The following is a 21,873-nucleotide window of genomic DNA, read 5'->3' as shown; positions in this document are numbered from 1 at the left end:
TCATTGTTGGTAAGAAAACCGACAGTATTTTCTATATTGATAGCCAAAATTTAATTTCAGATAAAGATAAAGAGGTAATAGAAACGACATTAAGCGAAATCCAAAAATTAGATAAGACCGATATTAAAAAAAAATATAGAGAGCTAAGGCGAAGTGGTAGGAATAAACATGGAAAAGGGGCTGGAATCGGTTTTTATGAAATAGCAAAGCGCTGTAGCAGTCTTAACTATAAGTTTACAAAAACAGAGACTGATTTGTATTTATTTTACTTTGAAGCAAATATATCTTACGAAAATAAAGAGGCTTAATATGGATAATCTAACTATAGCTGCCAGCAAATATACACCAAATATAATAATGGATAGTAGTGGAACTGTATCATTTGTTGGTAAGTCTTACCCTGAGAATACATTTGAATTTTATGCTCAAGTATTAAAATGGATAGAAGATTTTTTTTTAGAAGGTAGTTCAAGAGAATTTATCTTAAATTTTGAAATTTCATATTTTAACTCGAGTAGTTCAAAATTATTTTTTGATTTATTTGATATATTAGAAGCTCACAGCGGAGATTTTAAAATCGATATTAATTGGATCTACGATGAAGAAAATGAAAGCGCAGAAGAAGCTGGGGAAGATTTCATTGAAGATTTTGAATCACTTAATATACAACTTGTCAAAAAATAGGTGATTAATAGTGATGAATGAGAATAAGCTGATCTCTGAGATAGACCTATTAAAGTCTAATTTTTTGTCTGTAACTGAAAAGTTAGTTAAAGATATAAAAAGACAAGACAAAATAATGGCTCGAAGTGATAAAAGACAAAAAGCAGAATATGATGTTTTAGAAGAACAATTATTCGAAATAAAATCATTACAAGATGAAATTATTAAAACTCAAATTGAAATTATATTTACTATGGGGGCTGTTGGCGAGAGTAGAAGTAAAGAAACTGGCAATCATGTAAAAAGAGTAGCTGCATACTCTAAACTTTTGGCTGTGAAATATGGGTTGCCTGAGGAAGAAGCTGAACAATTAAAGTTAGCCTCTCCTATGCATGACATTGGAAAAATTGGTATAGCAGATGCTATTCTAAATAAACCAGGGAAATTAACTGTCGAAGAATATGAAGTAATGAAAACGCATGCGACAATAGGTTATAGCATGTTAAAACATTCTAAACGTAAGTTGTTAAAAACAGCAGCGATTGTTGCCTATGAACACCATGAAAAATATGATGGTTCTGGTTATCCTAGAAGCCTAAAAGGTGAAGATATTCATATATACGGTAGAATTACTGCGATAGCCGATGTTTTTGATGCTTTAGGGAGCGATAGAGTTTATAAAAAAGCTTGGGACGATGATAAGTTGTTAGCACTCTTTAACGAGCAAAAAGGAGCCCATTTCGACCCCGTTTTAATCGATATATTTATGGATAATCTAGATGAATTCTATAAAATCAGAGGACAATATCAGGATGTATTTATAGAGTAATGTTATGATTGTTTTTAGAGTTTACCTTGTGTTATTAAATTAATTCAACAGTTTTGAGAGGGACCGAGCGGTAATTATTGAGCTCATTAAAAAATAAAACAACTTTAAATGATGAAATTAATACAAAAGTACTTTCTATGTTCAGCGCGGGAATGAGTTATCGAGATATTAATAAACATGTTGAAGATATTTATGAGGTAAACGTTTCAACAGGTATTATTAGTAGTGTGACCGATAAACTTATTCCTGAATTTGAGCAATGGCAACAATCCCCTCTGGATAGCCATTATCCAATTGTTTGGCTTGCTGAAATTACTATATGCAGGCATATCAAATACCACAGAAAAATTGACAATGCCAATTCACAATTGGAACCTTTGTTTATATCAGTTGGCTATTTATTTTGGAGGGCGCTTAGACCGCGTACTTGATATTTAGAATTTATTCGCTGACACAGAATTATGAACGCCCTCAATTATAGTCAGCTCTGCCATTTTATTTTTCCTCGCCATACTTACGATTTAATTGTATCTCGCTTAAATAACGTTATCGCTATATTTCTCATCACGTTAAACACTAGAGATCCTTGCTTCTACATCAATTTATAACAAAAACCTGACTTGTAAATTCAGGATTTATATTTTTAAAATAAGAATTACGTCATTTTTTCATTTACTGTCATACTCAAGTTAATGAAAAGCAATATTAGGGATAGTGATGTTTTTTGACTTAGCCGGTATCTATAAAAATTCAATTTTAAATAAACCAAAAGTTGTTTGTTTTATAATATTTTTAATGACTGTTTTTTTTGCTTCTCACATTCCTAATTTTAGATTAGATGCTTCAAGTGATACATTAGTACTTGAAAACGATAATGCACTCAAATTTTATCGTGAAATTAAGCAACAATATGGTTCTGATGATTTTCTCATTATGACCTATACCCCAAAAAATGACTTATTTGCTCAGTCTACTATCGATGATTTAATCAAAATGTCTGAACGACTGATGAAGGTAAATCAATTAGAGTCAATAATTAGTGTATTAAACGTGCCTTTAATAAATAGCCCTCCCGTTACTTTAAAGTCATTAGTAGATCATATCCCCACTTTATTAGACCCTAATATTAATAAAAACTTAGCTAAAAAAGAGTTATTAATAAGCCCTCTTTTTAAAAACTTGCTTATAAGTAGCGATAGTAAAACAACCGCCCTTTTATTATATATAAAGCCAGATAAAGCTAATCAGTTACTTCAGCAAAAACGGATATATCTTAAAAAAAATATTCAGGAAGAACCAAGTAGTAACGTTATTAAGAAACAACTTAACAATATAAATACTCTATACTCGGCGCATTTAAAAGTTATGCAAAATAAACAAGCCCAGTTAATAACGGATGTTCGTCAAATTATGGCTTTACATAGTGATAATGCTCAACTCCATTTAGGGGGAGTCCCTATGATCACATCTGATTCCATTGCTTTTATCCGTCATGATTTAATCAACTTTGGTCTTGTTGTTGTATTATTTATTTTACTCACTTTATCAATTGCATTTGCTAAAGTTCGCTGGGTTGTATTACCTTTATTATGTTGCATCGTATCAGGAATAATCATGGTTGGCTTCTTAGGTTTAGTTGACTGGCCTGTTACGATAGTATCATCAAATTTTATCTCTCTCATGCTAATATTAACGCTTTCATTAACCATACATTTAATTGTCAGGTATCAAGAGTTACACTGGAAGTATCCTCAAGTATCACAATTCACTTTAGTATCAAAAACCATACAGAAAAAATTTGTACCTTGCTTATTTACAACAGCTACAACAATTGTCGCTTTTGGTTCGCTGGTTGTAAGCGATATAAGACCCGTCATTGATTTTGGTTGGATGATGACAATAGGTGTTTCTATTGCATTTCTTATGGCTTTTACCTTGTTTCCAGCTGCATTGATGTTATTAAAGCCAGGTAAAGTGGTTAATCAAAAAAATTTAACGGAGCAACTCACACTCTCTTTTGCAAAAAAATTGATCAAAGTTCAAGTGCCTGTACTTGTCTTATATTTTATTATTATTGCCATTAGTATTTTTGGCTTTAGATATTTATCTGTTGAAAATCGATTTATTGACTATTTTAAACCCTCAACAGAAATACACCAAGGCATGTCATTAATAGATAATAAACTTGGCGGAACAACACCATTAGATGTTGTGATAAATGCTCCTATCGAACCTACCATTGAAAAAAGAGATCCTAATATTGCAGAAGACATCGAAGATGATTTCTTTGATGAATTTGGTTTTGAAGAAGATGAATTTAATGAATTAGAGCAAAACAAACCCACAGGTATCACCGCCAGCTATTGGTTTAATCCTGTTATGTTAGAAGAAGTCGCACAGTATCATAAATTTTTAGATAAGCTGCCACAAACTGGAAAAATATTGTCGTTAGCATCAGGTATGCAATTGATAAACGATTTAGAGCCTGAAACTAAAACTGATAATTTTAAACTTTCACTAATATATTCTAAATTACCAGATTCTGTTAAGTCTGTTTTATTTGACCCATATCTGTCTGAAAATGGCAATCAAATTAGATTCAGTATTAGGGTCTTTGAATCTGACAAAAACCTTAAAAGAGATGAATTACTCAAAAATATAAAACGTGGATTAGTCAATAAATTCGATTTGAAAGAAGAGCAAATTCAATTAACCGGTATGTTGGTTTTATATAATAATATGTTGAAAAGCTTATTCAGTTCTCAAATACAAACCTTAGGCATGGTATTTTTTAGCATTTTAATCATGTTTGTTTTATTATATAAAAACATAAGCTTATCGTTAATTACCTTAATTCCAAATCTTGTAGCCGCAAGCATGGTTTTAAGCATTATGGGTTGGTTTAGTATACCATTAGATATGATGACAATCACAATCGCATCAATTTGCGTAGGAATAGCAGTGGATAATTCAATACATTACGTACATAGGTTTAAAATTGAATATCAACTGTGTGGTGATTACGAGCAAGCAATAATAAAAAGCCATAGTAGTATTGGCCGTGCTATGTACTATACATCGATTACAATTACACTCGGTTTTTCAATATTGATCTTTTCTAACTTTATGCCTTCAATTTACTTTGGCTTATTAACAGGTTTTTCTATGATATTTGCATTAATTTCTAATTTATCGCTATTACCCTTATTATTAATAAAATTTAAGCCATTAGGTGATAATACTTGCCAGCCAAAGAGTATAGAAAACCAAGTATTAAATTAATGATGATCTACTTTCTGATTGCTTATCTAAAGAAGAAGTACAACAAATGTTAACACAAACATTTCTTCAGTTTGGACGCAGCTTATAGTTATACCTATGATATCTCAAAATACTAGATTTCAGCGAGAATTAAACAGGATTTAGATAAGGTCTTAATTGAAGATAATGGTGGTTCCCTTAGCAAAATTAATAACCGCAGCAAAAACCTGTTTAAACTCGCAGAGACCGAGCTTCTGAGTAAGCCCACTTCATCGTCGCGTTGGTTTGTAAGGTGCCTACATTCTTGCATCAATACGCCTTAAATTGGGCTCGCTCAGATAGCTCTGAAACATGCATTTGAAGTAAGATCGGTATAAGTATTTTTATTATGTATTTTCAAATTAAATAACCACTCAAATCGAGTGGCTTAAAATTCAATACATTTATCATAGAATAATGATAACTACTTCATCGAGATAGTTGTATTTACTTCGCCTGCTTGATGATCAGGAGCGAACCAACGTGTAGATACTGTTTTAGTTTGCGTCCAAAAAGAAATAGCTTGTTTACCATTAGGTCCTAAATCACCTAATTTAGAACCACGTGAACCAGTGAAGCTAAAGTATGCAACTGGTACCGGAATTGGTAAGTTTATACCTAATTGACCCGCATCTGCTTCATTTTCGAAACGACGCGCATAATATCCTGAGCTTGTAAAGATAGAAGCACCATTACCAAATGGGTTATCATTAATAAATTTTATCGCTTCTTCAAAAGTTTCAGCTTGTAAAATTAATAATGCTGGACCAAATATTTCTTGTGTATATATATCCATATCAGTTGTTACATCGGTAAACATTGTTGGACCTACAAAATTACCTTTTTCATAACCCTCAACAACACAATCTCGCCCATCAACTAATAGCGTTGCACCTTGCGCTACACCTGAAGTAATCAGCTTAATAATACGCTCTTTCGCTTGTGGATTTACAACAGGGCCTAAATCGGCTGAGCGATCAGTACCTGGGCCAATTTTCATTTCATGACTGCGACTCGCAATTTCATCAACCCAACTGCGTGTTTCACCAACTAGGATAACAACGGAATTAGCCATACAACGCTGACCAGCTGCACCATATGCTGCACCTAAGATATTATTGATAGCTTGATTTTTATCACAATCAGGCATCACTATCGCGTGATTTTTTGCGCCAACCATAGACTGCGCACGCTTACCATGTGTGCTTGCACGTTCGTAAATGTGTTTACCTACATGTGTAGAACCGATAAATGATACTGCTTTAATTAGTGGGTGATCACATAACCTATTAGCGACTTCTGGACCGCCGTGAACAACATTAAGTACACCTGGTGGAATACCCGCTTCCAATGCTAATTCAACTAAAAATACAGAAGAAGAAGGGTCTTGCTCAGAAGGTTTCAATACAAATGTATTACCAGTAGCTAATGCTAACGGAAACATAAAACAAGGAAGCATAATTGGAAAGTTAAATGCAGTAATACCCGCGCCAACACCTAATGGTTTTTGTAATGTGTGTACATCAACATTACCAGCAACATTATTTGCCATTTCACCTAATTGTAAAGTAGTAATTGAACATGCGTGCTCTACTACTTCTAAACCACGCGCGACTTCACCTTCAGCATCTGGTAACGTTTTACCATGCTCTAACGTGATCAATTCAGCAAGTTTTGTTGTATTTTCACGTATTAGGTTTTGAAGCTTAAGCATAATACGCATTCGTTGGCCCATAGGTACCAATTTCCACGTTTGAAAAGCTTCATGCGCATTTTCAATTGCAGCATCAACTTCATCAAGTGTCGCAAAAGGAACTTGTGCAACAACCTCTTGCGTCGCTGGGTTTAAAACATCTATCCAATTACCTGATGTAGAGTCTATTTTCTCACCATTGATGATCATTGGAACGCGGCGTATTGGCATGGTTTTTCCTTTTATTTATCTCTATTTTCATTACAATTTATCAATAAAAAGTAATAAACGATTTTTATTAGCATAGAGGGTATGAATATCCTTGACAAGAGACCTTAGTGCAAGGCAGCCTTGCATATATGCAAGGGATAACAATATTGAATAAATAAAATGAATTGGGACGATTTAAAAGTCTTTTTAGAAGTAGCTAGAAGTGAAACTTTAACTATGGCCTCAAAGCGATTAAATATTGATCCGTCCACAGTTTCTAGGCGAATTCATAAATTAGAAACTGAATTAGGCACACAACTTTTTGATAGAAGTGTTACTGGACACACATTAACAGAGCACGGACACGAATTATTAACAACTGCGTTAGAAATTGAGAAAAAAACAGTTGCCACTCTTGATATTTTGCAAGGCAAAAATCTTGAAGACAAAGGAAATATTAGAATTGGTACCACAGATGCGTTTGGTAGTTACTTTATTACTGAGCAATTAACACCATTTCATAGAGATCATAAACAAATTTCAATCGACCTATTGCCTTTACAGCGGTTAGTTAAGCTCACGCAATATGAAGCTGATTTAGCTGTTACAGTTGAAAAACCAGAAAACAAATCACTCGTTGTTACAAAATTATGTGACTACCGCCTTAAAATGTATGCAAGTAAAGAATACATAGCTAAAAATAGTGATATCAGTTGTTTATCTCAACTTTCAAATCATGCAATGATAGGATACGTTGACGACTTAATATTTAGTGATCAACTGTGTTATTTAGACAGGTACTTAGAAAAAGTAAAACCTGTATTTAGAAGTACCAGTGTTATTGCACAGTTTAAAGCAGTTGAAAATAGTTTAGGTTTAGCTATATTACCTTGTTTTTTGGCTGCTAATGCAGACAACTTATTACCAGTACTAGAAAGCGACATTAACATTATACGCAGTTTTTGGATGGCAGCACCCATTGAACGCAAAAAATTAGCCAGAGTTGAAAAACTTTGGCAACATCTTAAAATAGCAACTCAAAAAGCTGAACCATTATTGTTAGGTCAGTAATTTTTTATTTTAAAATGACTATTGCCAATAGTCATTTGATTTAACTTTTAAGGCAAATATCTCATGAAAATTTCAAAAGTTTTTACGGTCGGTCTACTATCATTGTCTATCAATACAATCATAAACTTTAAAGCAAACGCAAAAGACACTGTTCCTCCATTTGATCAATGGTTAGTAGAATTACGGACTGAAGCAAAACAAAAAGGCATTACAGATGAAACAATTAAAGCCGCTTTAACTGATTTAAAACTTTATCCTAAAGCAATTAAAAGTGACCGATCACAACCTGAATTTAAACGTACATTCAAAAAATATAGTCAAAAGCGTTTGTCTCAATGGAGACTGAAAATGGGCGCTAAAATGCAAAAAAAACATGGTACCTTACTTAAAGAAATTGGTGAATCTTATGGTGTTCAACCACGATTTATTCTTTCTTTTTGGGGTCTAGAAACAAATTACGGCAATTATATGGGAAAAAATGACATTATCCGCTCTCTTGCTACCTTAGCTTACGATAAACGCCGTGCTGCATACTTCAGAAAAGAGCTACTTAACGCCCTAACTATTTTAGATGAAGGCCATATTGCTCTGAAAGATATGAAAGGCTCTTGGAGCGGAGCTATGGGGCAAGGTCAATTCATGCCATCAAGTTTCTTACGATTTGCACAAGATTTTGATGGTGACGGTAAAAAAGATATTTGGGGTAATCACGCAGATGTATTTGCATCTATCGCGAATTACTTAAAACATTTTGGTTGGAACGATAATCAAACTTGGGGCCGTGAAGTTACTTTACCTGAGAATGCAGCTACTTGGCTAAAAACTGTAAAAGCAGAAAAACCTGAAAAAGGCTGTCGTGCTTTAAGAACACATACAGAAAAACTGACGCTTAAAGAATGGAATGATCACGGAATACGCCGTTTAAATCTGAAAGACTTACCTGATGTAGACTTAAAAGCAACACTGGTATTACCGGATGGCGAAAGTGGTAAAGCATTCTTAACTTATGATAACTTCCGAACAATTTTACGTTACAACTGTGCCAACAGTTATGCTTTAACAATTGGTTTATTAGCTGATAAGTTTAAGTAATTAATCCAGTACAATAATAGCCGTTTAGAATTGTTAGCTGAGCGTACCTCACTATACCCTTGCAACTTGGAAATGACAATCAAATGTTCATAAAACAAGCAACACATAAAGATGTAAATGAGATAAGTGAATTAATTTCCCGTTTATCGTTAAAGTACATCGCCCCTAATTGCTCTGACCAAGGTATTGAGTTACTCATAGAATCAATGAAGCCAAATTCTTTAACTCAATACATGAATACTAATTACCTTTACCATATAATAAAAGATGATAATGTTTTAGTGGGTGTTATTGCGATTAGAGATAATAGTCATTTATTTCACATGTTTGTAGCTGATACATATCAAGGTAAAGGGATAGCTAAAAAGTTATGGTTGTATGCAAAAGGCGTATGTTTTAAAAATGGTAATGTAGGTAAGTTTACTGTTAATTCTGCTTTAAATGCAAAGTCCGTTTATTTGAAACTAGGATTTAAGCCCATAGCAGGCATTCGAGAGAATAAAGGGGTTAAAGATATTCCTATGATATTACATGAATTAACAGATTAGCTTTGTATGATTACAAGATTAACCCACATGGCTATTACACAAATAAACCCTATAAAAAAGCTGATCATACGATGTATTACATTATTATAAGTAATATGTATTACAGCATGAAAATAACGAGATATTACAAAAACTATTGCAATGTATAAAGCAAACTCACTTTCGATTTTTAATGATATAAATAAAGTACATACTACATAAAACAACACAGGTAGCTCGAACTGATTATTGAAATTACGTGTTGTTTTGATTACTACATCAGGTAGATTTTCACCTTGCATTAGTCTAAAATATTTTCGACTAATCTTGCTTTTTTTAACATTTTTAATTCTAACAGTTACTGTCACTATTCCAATAATCAAAGTAAGTAGTACCATCATAAACATTGCGATTAACATAATAAAGTTCTTTGTTATTTGTAATGTTCATGATTATTATAGAATTTTAAAGGGTTAGCAACATATAGTTAATAAGTACTGTTAAATACTAACCTTATTTTTATTATCGTTTTATTAGCAAAGGAATAATAAACCATTAATGGAAAATTTAGACTTTAATACTTTTTGTAAATCAATCCTTTCTGAGTTAAGCAAGGCTTACCCTTTCAGTAAAACGATAACATTTAGTGATATTCATAAAAACATACAAGTAACATATGAGCAGCGTAATTTTCATAACAGTGTTATCGAATTTTTAATAAATGAAAAATTAATTCGTAAATTACCTATAAAAAATAATGCATTATGTTATTACCAGTTAACACCTAAGGGGTTTAAGTTATTTAGTAAAAATGAACAAATTTGTTTTTAATAAGTTCATTTATAGATGCTCTACTTTAAACAGAATCTATTTTTGACCTATAAATTATGAGTGCTCATAGGACTCAAATTCATGAGGTCGGCACCTATTTTACATGATGAAAAACACTTCATAATTAAAGATAGAAAAATCATTGCAGGTAGTGCGAAAAAGAGTCTGCACCATTATCGCGTGAGCTATTTAGTTCTTTGTCACAAAAAATTACAATAATCATAAACGATAACTTTGGACGATTTTTAGCCTAAAATGGTCATTAAAGGCTGAGCTGTAAAATAATTGTGACAGTTTATTTCGTATTACTTATCTTAGCTCAATACTTTAGGGATTATATTGAAATGAAAGAAACGCTATAATTAGTTGCTATTAAATCACTTACAGAGTTTACATCATGCAGTTTACTATCAAAGCTAAAAATGGATTTACCTTAATTGAATTAGTTCTGGTTATTGTTATTCTTGGTGTTTTAGCTACAACTGCTGCGCCTAAGTTTATTAGTTTATTAGTTTATTAGTTTATTAGTTTATTAGTTTAACAAGTGATGCTAACCTGGTGGCACTGCAAGCATTAAAAGGCAATTTATCGTCTAGTAGTGGGATGTTTCATGGCAAAGCATTAATTAATAATATCGGTTTGAATGAAAAGCATAATATTTCAGGTGCAGAAGTTAATGGCACCGCTATAACTTATGGATATCCAGACTTAAATTATATTAGCGGTAACATTGATGATTTAAAAACGATGGTAGATATTAATAGTGATGACTGGTTTGCTATGGGAGATTTTACAAGTAAGACCTTTTATGTGACTCTTGATACATTGGCTGAATTACGACCTGCACCAAATGACGCACCAAGTGATCGAAGAGTTGTTGATATTATATTGCTAGTGGTTGTTATATCACTTATGTCAATGCGTCTTTGCTACCCTCTGGTAAGGTTGAGCCACCGGCAATTACACTTATCGCGACAGGCGATAGGTGTTAATCGCACAGCTACTTTCTTATACTTTTCCCTTTTAATAAGTTGGAACGTCGAGATAAAGCGTCTATTAAACATCTAAAAGGTTGGTTTAAAACACAACAAGGTATTCCCAAGCCACTTCTAGATGCGAGCTTCAGAATTCCTGAGAAAATCATGATCTAGGCACACCTTTGTATTAATGGTTGCTCCCTTAAAACAAGATGGACTAGCAATATACTCCTGCATTGCTCTAGTACCTACATCCATGTAGACAACAACGAGCATGATTTACTCAGAAGTCCCCTATGATTTGGTTTAGAAGGGCTTTAAGCTGTGTTATTGATCTTGAAAAGGGAATAACTATTTTCTGCAATCAATGTCTTACCTAAAGCGTCTCTAATTTCAACTGAATCGGGCATCTTGAAGTGGTTTGAGTATCCTAATTAAGTATCGGATTAAAACTTGACACTTAATTGTGCTTTTAGATCAAATCAATCTGACAATTGATATTCTTTTGGTTAAAGCGAAGCATCTCCACAGACTCAAACGAACTATAATGAGACCGTTTACATAGGTATTAACGACAATTTATCACTATAAGCGAACATTAGTGCGTATATACCCAAGCCACTTCAAGATGTGAGGTTCAGGACTGCTGAGCAATTCATGATCTAGGCGCATCTTTGCATTAATGGTTACTCCCTTAAAAAAAGATGGACCGGCAATATGCTCCTGCATTGCTCTAGTACCTACATCCATGCAGGCAACAACGAGCATGATTTGCTCAGAAGTCCCTGTAAGGTTGGTTTATAAATACTTTATGCAGCGTTATTGATTTTGAAAAGGGAATAACCATGTTCTTCAATCAATGCCTTGCCTAAAGCATTTCTAATTCCAACTGAATCCTGCATCTTGAAGTGGTTTGGGTATATATCAATTGTTAACTTTTTAAAAAGAGTGAATTTAACCATATACCCAAGCTACTTGGAAATGCATGATTTCAGCGGGAGTTTAAATGGTCAAATACAAGACATTTATTTCAGGTAATGTTTATTCCCTTATCAACATAAATAACGCGGTAGTTGACCATTTAAAACCCGCCCGTAGTGAATTTATCTGGTAAGTAATCACTACGTTACATCAGTTTGAAAGGCAATAAGCATTGCTAAAATGATGTGCCTTGTACTAACTCACCTGATAAATTCTGAAACAAGTATTATCAAGTGGCTTGGGTATATCCCCCACTTAATATTCAATACCTCAGAATATCTGATATTAAAAAGATTTTATAAATGAGAGCCCTAATACTGTTGCATTCTCGCCATCAACAAAATCTATCGCTATTGTTGGGGCTATACCAAAGCCAGCAACATGAAAGTCATAATTAACCGAGATACGTTGCAAATTTTCTTCATGACTATGGTGACCACCAACTTTTTCTTTACCAAAACCAACCCCTACTCTTAATTCTTTCCAAGGGTGTAAATACAAAGAGGCCAATTTAACGTCAATGCCATCACCGTGGTGTGCGTCATCGGTTTTTTCAAAAACAAATCCTGCTCCCCACAATTTAGATACTTTATATTCATATTCAAAACCATATGAAAAGTCTGTTTCACTATCGATAGTGGTTGCACCAATAAATATGCCAGGGAAATGGTGATGTTCAGTAGATGAAGCATTCGCCAAAGTTGGGATTAGGGTATATAATACACTCGCAATGGCTAGAGATTTAATTTTCATATTAACCTTCTGTAATTATATATTTAATTAGTATTTAAAAATTATATTAACTTGAATTTTTCGATGTTACTTTTAAGTTGCTTTGCTAAAAATGAAGGCACTTTCTGCATGTCGTGCTAATTCCATTGAAGCCATAGCCGCAGAAACCAAGTCAACTTCTTCCGCCACACTTTTATCACTTACTAAAATATTTATAAAATATTTATAAAATATTTATAAAATATTCTATGCCATTCTCGATCTTATTTGGTAATTGTCAAAATTTATTTTTTGCTTCGTTAAAATGTTTAAGATCACTATCCTCTTCATTGATTACAGCGGTATAACCAAAATCACGTTCAAATACAATTTTTTGTTTTAACTGTCGCTCTGTTAATAACGTTATGTCTTTAGTTAGAGGAATGTATTGGGTTTCAATTTGGGTGATATGATAACCCATAATATTGATACTAGAATTAATCATCAATCCGTAAATAGCTTGTAAGCTAAAAATAAAAACCGATAAAAAATAATAGTTTTATTAATTGATAGTTTATTCAAGATACTTTTCATCTTTCCTACCTTTAAAAATTTAAAATTGCGTATGCACAACTGTAAAGTTTAGTGCTTATTTAATATAAAACATGTAGTTTTGTGTAATATAGTGAAACCGGTCAATTTTTGTCTAACAGTAACGCTCAATAAAATCTAACTTGAGTGAAGGGCATCAGTCAAGGAATTTAGTTTTTTATTGATTTTCCAGGCTATTTTTACTCCTAGTTGTGCACTCGTTGGTGTTGTCATCGCTTCAGTTGGTGTATAGTGTAAAATCCACTAAACCCATTTCGACAAAAAAGTTAATAACTGCGAGTAAATAAAATAAATTCATAATGGTCTATAAATATAGAACGATTTTTATTTCTGTTATAACTAAAAATTAATGATGATAAAATTAATAATATTGTGCCATAGAAATTCTCTTTCTTAAAAATATTAATGATTAAATTCTAATACCACCATCTATCTCAATCACACGTCCAGTGAAAAAGTCATTTTCTATTATGTATTGTGCAGTATGGGCAATCTCGTCGGCTGAACCAAACCTACCTACAGAAGTACCTTGTATCATTCTATCTTGTGCTTGAGGTTTCATTGCTCTAGTCATTTGAGTATCGATAACTCCAGGGGCGATCGCACCAACACGGATATTAAATCGGCCTAACTCTTTAGCCCAAGTCGTTGTTAATGCAACCACCCCAGCTTTTGACGCTGCGTAATTTGTTTGTCCTATATTACCAGCACGACAAATACTAGACATATTTATAATCACACCCGATGAAACTTCGGAATTTTCAATCATATAAGATGCAGCTTCTCTACCACACAAAAATACTCCCGTTAAATTCACATCAATAACAGACTGAAACTGTTTAAGAGACATCCGCTCTACAACTTGGTCATCCTTCACTTTAACCAACATACCATCTCGTGTAATACCTGCATTATTAATTAAAATATCTATCGAGCCAAAGTCATTGTTGATTAAATTAAATGTTTTGATCACTTCATCTTCTTTTGTCACATCAGCGACATATGAAATAACTTTGTTTATATCAGAGCTTAATTCTATAACGGCATCATCTAATTGTTGATTACACATATCTATCAAGGCAATATGTGCACCTTGTTTTATAAAAGATTTAGCCATAGAAAAACCTAAACCTTGCGCTCCACCAGTGATTACGATTGTTTTATTTTTTATATTCATAAAAATGCTTTTTAATAATTTTATTACAATGTATCGTTTTGATATTTTTATAGTAAAAAACCTTATGAAATTATAAGGCTTTTAAACTTATTAAAATTTTTTCGTTTTTAATTGGTAAACTGTTTTGAGACTTTTAAATCTTTTATTCCATTTGACCAATCATAAAAGCCATTACCAGATTTAGAGCCCATATGCCCTGCTGTTACCATATTGACAAGTAATGGCGCAGGAGCGTATTTATCATCTCCTAAACCGTCTTGTAGTACACGCATAATATATAAACATACATCTAAACCAATAAAATCTGCAAGCTGTAATGGCCCCATAGGATGTGCCATGCCAAGTTTCATAATTTGGTCTATTTCGTTAACACCTGCAACACCATTTTGAAGTGATAAAATGGCTTCATTGATCATTGGCATTAAGATTCTGTTAGCAACAAATCCAGGATAATCATTAGCAGGTACAGCCGTTTTACTTAGGTGCTCGCACAAAGAAATAATGCAATTTGTTGTTTCGATAGATGTTAGATAACCATTTATCACTTCAACTAATTTCATAACTGGCACAGGATTCATAAAATGCATGCCAATTACTTTTTCTGGGCGGTTAGTTACACTCGCAATTTTTGTAATTGAAATTGATGATGTATTAGAAGCTAAAATAGCGTCATCTTTACAAAGTTCATCTAGCTCTTTAAAAATACTTAATTTAATATCTGGATTTTCTGTGGCAGCTTCAACAACTAAATCAGAAGATTCAACACCTTCTTTCATTTGGGTAAAAGTTGTAATGTTATTTAAAGTATCTATTTTAGTTTGTGCAGTTATTGCTTCTTTCTTAACTTGACGGTCCAAGTTTTTACCAATTGTGAGTAACGCTTTATCCAGTGCATCTTGTGAAATATCAACTAAATTCACTTTAAAACCATTTTGAGCAAATACATGAGCAATACCATTACCCATAGTGCCTGAACCTATTACTGAAATCTGTTTCATTTTATTCTGCTTTTGAAAATAATTTGAAAATCGAAGAAAAATCTTGAGAACCCATATCTTGATTTTGCATTAAGTTATAAAGATTTTTAGCAAGTGCGCCCATAGGTGTACTAGAGTTACTATGATTGGCAGCGTCCATAGCGAGACCCAAATCTTTAGCCATTAAATCAACCATAAAGCCACCCTTGTAGTCATTAGAAGATGGTACATTGTCTAATACATCAGGACACGGATTATATAACTCTAAAGTCCAGTTACGACCCGAGCTTTGCAGCATAATATCTGATAACACTTTAGGGTCTAAGCCATTATCTATACCCATTTGTAATGCCTCACTGGTTCCTGCCATTAATACACTTAACAGCATATTATTACAAATTTTTGCAACTTGGCCTGCACCAATATCACCAGCATGGAATATGTTTTTTCCCATGTCTTTTAATACTGTTTCGGCTTTTGAAAAATCGTCTTTACGTGCACCTACAATAAAAGTTAAAGTGCCGTTAGTCGCACCAGCTGTACCACCTGAAACAGGCGCATCTACAAAACTAATACCCGCTTTGCTTAACCCTTCACCTACAATGCGTGCCGATTGTGCATCAATCGTACTACAGTCAATTACTTGCGTTTTATTATCTAATACAGAGATTAAACCAGACTCGCCAAGATACAAACCTTTAACATGTTTACCTGCAGGTAACATACTAATGACATAATCTTTATCAATAGCACAGTCATTCACGTACTCAGCTATTTTTGCACCAGCATCAGATAATGTCTTCATAGCATCTAGGCTAAGATCAAAAACAGTAACAGTGTGACCCGCTTTGACTAAATTAGCAGCCATCGGGCCACCCATGTTACCTAAACCAATAAATCCGATATTTGCCATGTTATTATTCCTTTCCTAATGTTGCTAATGGATGCGTATTTTTATCCCATAAAGATTCAAAAAATGGTGCTACATACTCTTGTGGTACTAAATTTAAATTGGAGAATTTCCAATTGGGTTTACCGTCTTTGTCTATTAGTAAGGCACGAACACCTTCTTTAAACTCACCAAAACGGCCACATTGCACAGACATAGATAACTCTTGTCTAAAGCAATCACCTAAACTTAAACCTTTAGCATGTTTTAGTTGCTGAAATACTAAGTGAGCGCTTAATGGGCTGCCATGACTTAAGCCTTTTTGCGCACGATTGAACCACTTATCTTCGATTTCGATACTTAATAAGTAATCAACTTTTTCAATTAAACTATTAAAGCCAGACATATCAGAAATTTTTTCAATATGGTTTTTAACTTCAGAAATGGGCGGTTTTCCTGAAGTATTTTGGAAACTTTGAAGGACTTCACTTAATTTATCGTGATTTAGTGACTTGGTTTTTCCCCATTTAGTTAAAAGTAACTTCTCAATTAAGTCTGCTTTAAAATTATGTTTAACGTAATAATCTGCAAGACCAACAAATCGAGCATCTTCACAATTCATAGAAGCACCTGTTAATCCTAAAAATAAACCTACTTGATCTGGCATTTTATTTAAGAAAAAACTCCCTCCTACATCAGGATATAAACCAATTGTGATTTCTGGCATGGCTATTCGTGCACTTTCTGTCACTACTTTATGGCTTGCACCTGCCATTATACCTAATCCCCCACCCATTATGATGCCATTCCCCCATAATAAGACTGGTTTTTCAAAACGGTGAATGAGGTAATCTAATTTATACTCTGCTGTAAAAAAATTTTCGATATAATCTGTTGGATCGATTTTACCATTTTTTACAGTTGCCATTGCTTTATATAAGCTTACAACATCACCTCCTGCACAAAATGATTTTTCTCCGGCACCTTCTAATAATACTAAGGCGATTGAGTCATCATCTTTCCATTTTTGTAGTTGCGGCGTTAATAGTTGGATCATATCCATGTTTAACGCATTAAGTGATTTTTCAGAGTTCAGAGTAGCAATACCAATTTTTAAGCCGCACGCAGACTCTAACTCCTTAAATAAAACGCAGCTCATTAGGCATTCACCCAGTTCGCTTTTCGCTTTTCTAAAAATGCCTGAACACCCTCTTTTTGATCTTTGGTATCAAATAAAGTTACAAACATTTCACGCTCTAGTGGTAAAGCACCACGAGTTGAACCAGAACGGCCTTGCTGAATGAGTGTTTTACATGCAGAAACAGCAACAGGACTTTGGTCTTCAACTTTTTTAGCTAGTACAAGTGCGTGCTGTAATGAAGTTCCCGTTTCAACAACTTCTTCAACTAAACCAATTTGTAGCGCTTTATCGGCTTTTAATCTCTCACCACATAAAATCATACGTTTTGCCCATCCTTCACCAACTAACGTTGCTAAATTTTGAGTTCCACCAGCACAAGGTAATAAACCAACTTTTGCTTCAGGTAATGCAACTTGTGCTTGTTGTTCTAAAATTCTAATATCACATGCTAAAGCAACTTCTAAACCTCCGCCCATTGCAAAACCATTAATAGCCGCAATGGAAACACCTCTAAAATCTGATAAAGTTTCAAATGCTTGACCAAATACAAATGACATCTCAGCTGCTACACCTTTATCACCCGACGCAAATACGTTTAAGTCAGCACCAGCACTAAAGAATTTTTCACCTTCGCCTGTGATCACAAGTGAATATATATTTTTATCCGAGTTTAATTCTAGAACTAACTCTTTTAAAGCAACTAACGTATCGCGAGTCCATGTATTTGCTGGTGGATTAGACATCGTTAAAATTGCGATATGATCTTGTTTTTCAAGTTTAATTTGAGCTGACATATTTTTAATCCTTAATTTTATCTAGGCATCGATACAATCCATGCCAATTTTTCACAATTGAGTTACTTACTCATTGTTATAAAATATCACCTGCACCATCAGCTAATAAGCGACGGGCTATGATCAAGCGCATTATTTCGTTAGTACCTTCTAAAATTTTATGAACACGAACATCTCTTACATGACGTTCTAATGGATACTCTTTGATATAACCATAACCACCATGAAGCTGTAATGCTTCATCACATACTGTAAAACCGATATCAGTTGCAAAACGTTTTGCCATTGCACAATATGCTGTTTTTTCTGGATCTTTAGTGTCTAATTTAAATGCGGCTAAACGTACCATTTGACGTGCAGCTACAAGTTCTGTTGCCATATCAGCAAGTTTGAATTGTAACGCTTGAAATGCAGCAAGTGGTTTACCAAATTGCTCTCGCTCTTTCATATATTCTGTAGCAGTATTTAAAGCTTGCTGAGCAGTACCAATTGAACACGTAGCAATATTGATTCTGCCACCATCAAGACCTTGCATCGCAAAAGTGAAACCATCACCTTCATTACCTAATAAATGTGATTTTGGTATTCTTACATTTTCAAAAGTAACTAAACGTGTAGGCTGAGCATTCCAACCCATTTTTTCTTCTGCTTTACCATAGATAACACCGAGTGCGTCTGCAGGCACAACAACAGCTGAAATACCTTTTGGACCGGCTTCACCAGTACGTACCATAACAACTAAAACATCAGTTTCACCTGCACCTGAGATAAACATTTTTGAACCATTGATTATGTAATCGTCTCCGTCAGATATTGCTTTAGTTCTTAAAGATGCCGCGTCAGAACCGGAACCAGGCTCTGTTAAACAATATGAGGCTAGTTTTACACCCATTACAAGCTCGTTACATAATTGCTCTTTTATTTCTTGTGTACCAAAGCTAGCAATCATCCAAGTAGCCATATTGTGAATCGTCAACATTGCTGTAGTAGCTGTACACCCCATTGCGAGTTGTTCAAAAATAATACTTGAATCTAAACGTGAAAGGCCCAATCCACCCGCTGCTTCAGGTGTATAAAGACCACAAAAACCAAGTTCACCTGCAGCTTGAATTACATCTTTTGGAAAAATATGTTCAGCATCCCATTTTGCTGCATTTGGTAGCATTTCTGTTAAAGCAAATTGACGAGCAGTTTCTGCGAATGCGATTTGATCTTCAGATAAATTGAAATTCATAAGGTTCTCATTTTTATACTTTTAAAACTAATATGTTTTACTATTAGTGAATACGACCAAATTAAGTTTTTTTATTGCTTAAATTGGTTTTCTCAAATATTTATATGTAAGCTTAATTACTTAGATATAAATACTGAAAAGGCGCTTTAAAAGCGCCTTTTAATTAATTAAACAACTTCTACTGCCATTGCAACAGCTTCACCACCACCAATACACAATGTAGCAACACCTTTTCTTAATTCTTTATTGCGCAATGCATGAATAAGAGTAACTAAAATACGTGCGCCACTAGCACCAATAGGATGACCTAATGCACAAGCACCACCATTTATATTAACTTTACTTTCATCTAACTTAAGTTCATTAATCGCTAGCATAGTTACCATGGCAAATGCTTCATTAATTTCCCATAAATCAACATCGTTTAATTCCCATCCTGTTTTTTCAAGAACTTTATTTATTGCGCCAATAGGAGCAACAGTGAATTCAGCAGGAGCTTGAGAATGCGTAGCGTGTGCTTTAATACGACATAAAGGGGTTAGACCTTTTTCTTTAGCCTTTGACTCTTTCATTAATACTAAAGCAGCTGCACCATCGGAGATAGATGAAGAATTCGCTGCTGTAATTGTACCGTCTTTTGCAAATGCAGCTCTTAGGGTTGGAATTTTATCAATTCTTGCGTTACCTGGGCCTTCATCAATAGTCACTGTAGTATCACCTCGGCGGCTTTTAACAATAAAAGGTTCTATTTCATTATCAAAATCACCCGCTTCTATCGCAGCTTGTGCTTTTTTAAGAGATGATATAGCAAAAGTATCCATATCTTCGCGTGTTAACTTATAATCATTCGCTGTATCTTGCGCAAAACAGCCCATAGCTTTATTTTCATAAGCATCTTCAAGACCATCAGCCATCATATGATCTTTAATTTCACCATGGCCCATTCTGAAACCGCCACGCGCTTTAGGTAAAAAATATGGCGCATTTGACATACTTTCCATGCCACCTGCTATTGCAACTTCGATACTGTCTGCTTTTATAAGATCATGGGCTAACATTGTTGCTTTTATACCTGAACCACATACTTTATTGATTGTCGTAGCACCAGTTTTTTGAGCTAGGCCTGCTTTTAATGTAGCTTGACGTGCTGGTGCCTGACCTAAGCCTGCTGGTAAAACACAACCCATTACAACTTCATCAATGTCACTTGATGCTAATCTAGCATTTGCAACAGCACTTTTTATAGCCGTAGCACCTAAATCAGTTGCATCGGCACCACTTAAAGCCCCCATAAATCCACCCATAGGTGTACGTTTAGCGCTAACAATAACAATAGGATCTTCAACAGACATATAATCGCTCTCTTTTAATCGAGTTTATTAAAATTAATATTAATATTGTATGAGCATACACAATATTGACGTTTACGCCAACGTCAACCAATGATTCTTTAATCAAAATTTTTTAAAATCTAAATTTAATTGACAACTTATCTTTCCAGTTTTTTCCTATTAGAAAAACAGTACTATTAGGTTTTCTTTAAAATATCAAATTAAAAATAAATTATTGCTGGTCATAACTTGGCATAACAATAATCAACAGTATCTATACAGATTTATATACTTCTTTAGCTTACTTTTTTACATTTACATAACACCGCAGCTTTACCTTTACGTAAACTTCACTTATATTATATTGAAAATACGAGATGCTAAATCAAGGTACATTTTATGAACGAAGACATCTACGAACAGAACTCAGAAGAAACATATAGCATCAGTGACCTATCAAAAGAATTTGATATTACGACTCGTAGTATTCGTTTTTATGAAGACCAAGGCCTTATATCACCAAGAAGGAATGGCCAAACACGTATTTATACTAAAAGAGATAAAGTGCGCCTTAAATTAATATTACGCGGAAAAAGACTCGGCTTCACTTTGGCTGAAACCGGACGTTTATTTGAACTGTATGATGCAGATAAATCAAGCGAAAACCAATTAAACATCATGCTGGAGCTTATTCAAGATAAAAAAGTACACCTAACACAACAAATGGATGATATTAAAGTTGTACTAATGGAATTAGTAACAGCAGAAAAACGTTGTCGCGATACTTTAAAGAATTTAAAAGACTAAACCAAATACTTAATTAATTTAAGTTG

General features: G+C 33.8%; 23 protein-coding genes and 2 pseudogenes. 12 read left to right on the top strand and 13 right to left on the bottom strand.

Annotated elements, in window-relative coordinates; genetic code table 11:
• From CJF42_RS27510 to CJF42_RS13115, 5 genes and pseudogenes are all read left to right on the top strand, one after another.
• Positions 1–308 (top strand): DUF6272 family protein (locus CJF42_RS27510; protein WP_212668816.1); only part of this gene is annotated, 308 nt, incomplete at its 5' end.
• 1 nt (position 309) lies between these two features.
• The gene (locus tag CJF42_RS13130; protein WP_095367119.1) at positions 310–684 is read left to right on the top strand and encodes a DUF1987 domain-containing protein; all 375 of its coding nucleotides are present in this window, start codon (positions 310–312) and stop codon (positions 682–684) included.
• Positions 685–697: 13 nt separating this feature from the next.
• Positions 698–1,492 (top strand): HD-GYP domain-containing protein, encoded by a 795-nt coding sequence (locus tag CJF42_RS13125; RefSeq protein ID WP_095367118.1) that lies wholly within the window; start codon positions 698–700, stop codon positions 1,490–1,492.
• A gap of 89 nt (positions 1,493–1,581) precedes the next feature.
• Positions 1,582–1,806, top strand: a pseudogene (locus CJF42_RS13120) (transposase); the annotation flags it as partial.
• Positions 1,807–2,209: 403 nt separating this feature from the next.
• Positions 2,210–4,774 (top strand): efflux RND transporter permease subunit, encoded by a 2,565-nt coding sequence (locus CJF42_RS13115; RefSeq protein ID WP_095367117.1) that lies wholly within the window; start codon positions 2,210–2,212, stop codon positions 4,772–4,774.
• Positions 4,775–5,216: 442 nt separating this feature from the next.
• Here the strand turns inward: CJF42_RS13115 and CJF42_RS13110 are convergent, their stop codons facing one another.
• The gene (locus CJF42_RS13110) at positions 5,217–6,710 is read right to left on the bottom strand and encodes a CoA-acylating methylmalonate-semialdehyde dehydrogenase (protein ID WP_252097602.1); all 1,494 of its coding nucleotides are present in this window, start codon (positions 6,708–6,710) and stop codon (positions 5,217–5,219) included.
• 165 nt (positions 6,711–6,875) lie between these two features.
• Here CJF42_RS13110 and CJF42_RS13105 point away from each other — a divergent pair, with 165 nt between their 5' ends.
• The 3 genes from CJF42_RS13105 to CJF42_RS13095 all read left to right on the top strand — a co-directional run bounded on the left by CJF42_RS13105 (position 6,876) and on the right by CJF42_RS13095 (position 9,406).
• Entirely contained in the window at positions 6,876–7,766 is an 891-nt protein-coding gene (locus CJF42_RS13105) for a LysR family transcriptional regulator (protein ID WP_095367115.1), read from the top strand.
• A gap of 63 nt (positions 7,767–7,829) precedes the next feature.
• Positions 7,830–8,858: a lytic murein transglycosylase gene (locus CJF42_RS13100; RefSeq protein ID WP_095367114.1), complete on the top strand. Its 1,029-nt coding sequence runs from the start codon at positions 7,830–7,832 to the stop codon at positions 8,856–8,858.
• A gap of 83 nt (positions 8,859–8,941) precedes the next feature.
• Positions 8,942–9,406, top strand: a complete 465-nt coding sequence (locus CJF42_RS13095; RefSeq protein WP_095367113.1) for a GNAT family N-acetyltransferase — start codon at positions 8,942–8,944, stop codon at positions 9,404–9,406.
• On the opposite strand, the gene CJF42_RS13090 is transcribed toward CJF42_RS13095, so the two are convergent.
• Entirely contained in the window at positions 9,403–9,804 is a 402-nt protein-coding gene (locus CJF42_RS13090; RefSeq protein ID WP_095367112.1) for an MAPEG family protein, read from the bottom strand. The genes CJF42_RS13095 and CJF42_RS13090 overlap by 4 nt on opposite strands.
• 139 nt (positions 9,805–9,943) lie before the next feature.
• On the opposite strand from CJF42_RS13090, the gene CJF42_RS13085 reads away from it, so the two are divergent.
• From CJF42_RS13085 to CJF42_RS13075, 3 genes and pseudogenes are all read left to right on the top strand, one after another.
• Entirely contained in the window at positions 9,944–10,216 is a 273-nt protein-coding gene (locus tag CJF42_RS13085; protein WP_095367111.1) for a hypothetical protein, read from the top strand.
• A gap of 409 nt (positions 10,217–10,625) precedes the next feature.
• Positions 10,626–10,724, top strand: a pseudogene (locus tag CJF42_RS13080) (type II secretion system protein); the annotation flags it as partial.
• A 50-nt stretch (positions 10,725–10,774) separates the two neighbouring features.
• Entirely contained in the window at positions 10,775–11,284 is a 510-nt protein-coding gene (locus CJF42_RS13075; protein ID WP_095367110.1) for a hypothetical protein, read from the top strand.
• A gap of 41 nt (positions 11,285–11,325) precedes the next feature.
• Here CJF42_RS13075 and CJF42_RS27505 read toward each other — a convergent pair whose 3' ends face one another.
• From CJF42_RS27505 to CJF42_RS13025, 11 genes are all read right to left on the bottom strand, one after another.
• Positions 11,326–11,469, bottom strand: coding sequence for a hypothetical protein (locus CJF42_RS27505; protein WP_170940605.1), 144 nt, complete (start codon positions 11,467–11,469; stop codon positions 11,326–11,328).
• A gap of 309 nt (positions 11,470–11,778) precedes the next feature.
• On the bottom strand, positions 11,779–11,961 hold the full coding sequence (locus CJF42_RS27500) for a hypothetical protein (RefSeq protein ID WP_170940604.1): 183 nt from the start codon (positions 11,959–11,961) through the stop codon (positions 11,779–11,781).
• A gap of 498 nt (positions 11,962–12,459) precedes the next feature.
• Entirely contained in the window at positions 12,460–12,927 is a 468-nt protein-coding gene (locus CJF42_RS13065; RefSeq protein ID WP_095367109.1) for a hypothetical protein, read from the bottom strand.
• A 256-nt stretch (positions 12,928–13,183) separates the two neighbouring features.
• A complete protein-coding gene (locus CJF42_RS13060) occupies positions 13,184–13,390 on the bottom strand; it encodes a hypothetical protein (RefSeq protein WP_095367108.1) in 207 nt (68 codons plus the stop codon).
• Positions 13,391–13,906: 516 nt separating this feature from the next.
• Entirely contained in the window at positions 13,907–14,674 is a 768-nt protein-coding gene (locus CJF42_RS13055) for an SDR family oxidoreductase (RefSeq protein ID WP_095367107.1), read from the bottom strand.
• Between the two features lie 107 nt (positions 14,675–14,781).
• Positions 14,782–15,672, bottom strand: coding sequence for a 3-hydroxyacyl-CoA dehydrogenase family protein (locus CJF42_RS13050; protein WP_095367106.1), 891 nt, complete (start codon positions 15,670–15,672; stop codon positions 14,782–14,784).
• A gap of 1 nt (position 15,673) precedes the next feature.
• Entirely contained in the window at positions 15,674–16,564 is an 891-nt protein-coding gene (gene mmsB, locus CJF42_RS13045) for a 3-hydroxyisobutyrate dehydrogenase (RefSeq protein WP_095367105.1), read from the bottom strand.
• Positions 16,565–16,568: 4 nt separating this feature from the next.
• Positions 16,569–17,699, bottom strand: a complete 1,131-nt coding sequence (locus CJF42_RS13040) for an enoyl-CoA hydratase/isomerase family protein (RefSeq protein ID WP_095367104.1) — start codon at positions 17,697–17,699, stop codon at positions 16,569–16,571.
• Positions 17,699–18,475, bottom strand: a complete 777-nt coding sequence (locus CJF42_RS13035) for an enoyl-CoA hydratase (RefSeq protein ID WP_095367103.1) — start codon at positions 18,473–18,475, stop codon at positions 17,699–17,701. Before CJF42_RS13035 ends, CJF42_RS13040 begins: the two co-directional genes overlap by 1 nt.
• A 76-nt stretch (positions 18,476–18,551) precedes the next feature.
• Positions 18,552–19,709, bottom strand: coding sequence for an acyl-CoA dehydrogenase family protein (locus tag CJF42_RS13030; RefSeq protein ID WP_095367102.1), 1,158 nt, complete (start codon positions 19,707–19,709; stop codon positions 18,552–18,554).
• A gap of 167 nt (positions 19,710–19,876) precedes the next feature.
• Positions 19,877–21,061: a thiolase family protein gene (locus CJF42_RS13025; RefSeq protein WP_095367101.1), complete on the bottom strand. Its 1,185-nt coding sequence runs from the start codon at positions 21,059–21,061 to the stop codon at positions 19,877–19,879.
• 378 nt (positions 21,062–21,439) lie between these two features.
• On the opposite strand from CJF42_RS13025, the gene CJF42_RS13020 reads away from it, so the two are divergent.
• Positions 21,440–21,847 carry a MerR family transcriptional regulator gene (locus CJF42_RS13020; protein WP_095367100.1) on the top strand — a complete coding sequence of 136 codons (408 nt, stop codon included), beginning with the start codon at positions 21,440–21,442 and terminating at the stop codon, positions 21,845–21,847.
• The last annotated feature ends 26 nt before the right edge of the window (positions 21,848–21,873 follow it).

It is taken from the genome of Pseudoalteromonas sp. NBT06-2, assembly GCF_002276045.1.
Taxonomy (GTDB): Bacteria; Pseudomonadota; Gammaproteobacteria; order Enterobacterales; family Alteromonadaceae; genus Pseudoalteromonas.
The sequence above is the reverse complement of the archived record's forward strand: the minus strand, read 5'-3'. Positions and strand labels throughout refer to the sequence as shown.

Excerpts from the sequence above, each read along its gene's own strand:
- CJF42_RS13130 (WP_095367119.1), top strand. The coding sequence starts at position 310 with ATGGATAATCTAACTATAGCTGCCAGCAAATATACACCAAATATAATA.
- CJF42_RS13125 (WP_095367118.1), top strand. The coding sequence starts at position 698 with ATGAATGAGAATAAGCTGATCTCTGAGATAGACCTATTAAAGTCTAAT.
- CJF42_RS13115 (WP_095367117.1), top strand. The coding sequence starts at position 2,210 with ATGTTTTTTGACTTAGCCGGTATCTATAAAAATTCAATTTTAAATAAA.
- CJF42_RS13105 (WP_095367115.1), top strand. The coding sequence starts at position 6,876 with ATGAATTGGGACGATTTAAAAGTCTTTTTAGAAGTAGCTAGAAGTGAA.
- CJF42_RS13100 (WP_095367114.1), top strand. The coding sequence starts at position 7,830 with ATGAAAATTTCAAAAGTTTTTACGGTCGGTCTACTATCATTGTCTATC.
- CJF42_RS13095 (WP_095367113.1), top strand. The coding sequence starts at position 8,942 with ATGTTCATAAAACAAGCAACACATAAAGATGTAAATGAGATAAGTGAA.
- CJF42_RS13090 (WP_095367112.1), bottom strand. The coding sequence starts at position 9,804 with ATGTTAATCGCAATGTTTATGATGGTACTACTTACTTTGATTATTGGA.
- CJF42_RS13085 (WP_095367111.1), top strand. The coding sequence starts at position 9,944 with ATGGAAAATTTAGACTTTAATACTTTTTGTAAATCAATCCTTTCTGAG.
- CJF42_RS27505 (WP_170940605.1), bottom strand. The coding sequence starts at position 11,469 with ATGCTCGTTGTTGTCTACATGGATGTAGGTACTAGAGCAATGCAGGAG.
- CJF42_RS27500 (WP_170940604.1), bottom strand. The coding sequence starts at position 11,961 with ATGCTCGTTGTTGCCTGCATGGATGTAGGTACTAGAGCAATGCAGGAG.
- CJF42_RS13065 (WP_095367109.1), bottom strand. The coding sequence starts at position 12,927 with ATGAAAATTAAATCTCTAGCCATTGCGAGTGTATTATATACCCTAATC.
- CJF42_RS13060 (WP_095367108.1), bottom strand. The coding sequence starts at position 13,390 with ATGATTAATTCTAGTATCAATATTATGGGTTATCATATCACCCAAATT.
- CJF42_RS13055 (WP_095367107.1), bottom strand. The coding sequence starts at position 14,674 with ATGAATATAAAAAATAAAACAATCGTAATCACTGGTGGAGCGCAAGGT.
- CJF42_RS13050 (WP_095367106.1), bottom strand. The coding sequence starts at position 15,672 with ATGAAACAGATTTCAGTAATAGGTTCAGGCACTATGGGTAATGGTATT.
- mmsB (WP_095367105.1), bottom strand. The coding sequence starts at position 16,564 with ATGGCAAATATCGGATTTATTGGTTTAGGTAACATGGGTGGCCCGATG.
- CJF42_RS13040 (WP_095367104.1), bottom strand. The coding sequence starts at position 17,699 with ATGAGCTGCGTTTTATTTAAGGAGTTAGAGTCTGCGTGCGGCTTAAAA.
- CJF42_RS13035 (WP_095367103.1), bottom strand. The coding sequence starts at position 18,475 with ATGTCAGCTCAAATTAAACTTGAAAAACAAGATCATATCGCAATTTTA.
- CJF42_RS13030 (WP_095367102.1), bottom strand. The coding sequence starts at position 19,709 with ATGAATTTCAATTTATCTGAAGATCAAATCGCATTCGCAGAAACTGCT.
- CJF42_RS13025 (WP_095367101.1), bottom strand. The coding sequence starts at position 21,061 with ATGTCTGTTGAAGATCCTATTGTTATTGTTAGCGCTAAACGTACACCT.
- CJF42_RS13020 (WP_095367100.1), top strand. The coding sequence starts at position 21,440 with ATGAACGAAGACATCTACGAACAGAACTCAGAAGAAACATATAGCATC.